Here is a 1270-nt window from a genome sequence, read left to right on the forward strand (position 1 = left end):
ATGGCTTGTAAGCGAAGGCTTTATTGGGTTTATCTCTTTAGAGTGTGCGGCTTGAAAAAGCAGAGCCGCAACTCCTTTTATTTAAAGGACGTTTAGTTCAGAATCTAAAAACGAATTTAACTATTAAAACACAAAACTGATTCGAAGTTAATTGCAGAGAATAAACACATTCGAAGTTAATAGAGTGCATATCACACAAAAATAGTCGAGCTGTCATCGTCGAGATGAATGCAGAGATTGAATCAACGAATTTCTTGTTCAAAAAACACGCTATACAGATTTAGGGCGAACGAAACCACCGCCAGTCAAGGCGGTAAATTTAAGAGGGGAATTAGGAGTCGGGTAAGTGTTCCAAGTAATGCAGGTAGAGTGCCTGCCCTTGAACACTCGGGTACAAGGTTTTCATTTTCCGCTCAAAGGCCATGACGGCCGCAATAGGCTGTGTCACCTTCCACGATTCGAAACGACGCCATGCAGCATGTTCGGCGCTTTCTGGCGCTTCCAAACTTTTGGCTAACGCTTTCTTTTCCTTTAGGGCTTTGGCTAAATGTTTCTTTTCTTGTTTGAGCGCTTCATCTTTCCCAACCACGAGCGTTTTGAGCTTGTTGAGCAGGTTTCGAAGTTTGTGCTTCGTCTCGAGTGATGCCACATTCGCACGCGCAAGTCGCAAGACATGTTGGGCGTAGCGTTTTTGGTAGCTCTCTTTTAATCCCTTCTTTTCCATCCAACGGCTAAAACTGGAGACGACTTCGCGCAGTTCCGACGCAGAAAACCCGAGTCCATGGAAAAATTCAGGGCGTATCCAAATACGCATCGCTTTGTATTGTTTGGCCTCGATATCGAAATCGCGGTCAATGACAATCAGGTTGGCTTGTTCCCAGTCACGCAAGGCATGCAAAATCGGGTCGTAACTTTTACGGCCACAGTCATAGCGATACAGTTGGCCACACAATTCCGCCAACTTCTCCACCGAGCACATCACTTCAAAGAGCGCGTCACTTTCGGGGTTATAATCCGCATACGCAATCATGGCCATCGCTAACGCATCAAAGGTTTCCCGACGCTCTGAGCGCACAGATATCCGTTGCTTTCGGCTATAACGCAGTTGATAAATATGGGGGTTGCGGTTCCAATCGTGACGCTTTAACGCGGCAGCAAAGCGACGCACAGGCACTAATTTCGGTAATTGCCCTAAAAATTTTGGTGCATAATGCCGATGAATTTTACCGATGGAACAAGGTATTGCAGGAATTGAGATGGCATTAGACAT

The 1270-nt window shown here is 45.7% G+C and carries 1 protein-coding gene; it reads right to left on the reverse strand.

What is annotated here, in order from left to right; all coding sequences use genetic code 11:
* Positions 1–331: 331 nt before the first annotated feature.
* Positions 332–1270 (reverse strand): RepA family replication protein (locus PSF16_RS17370; protein ID WP_272689804.1); only part of this gene is annotated, 939 nt, incomplete at its 5' end.

It is taken from the genome of Providencia sp. PROV033 (genome assembly GCF_028484855.1).
Taxonomy (GTDB): domain Bacteria; phylum Pseudomonadota; class Gammaproteobacteria; order Enterobacterales; family Enterobacteriaceae; genus Providencia; species Providencia alcalifaciens.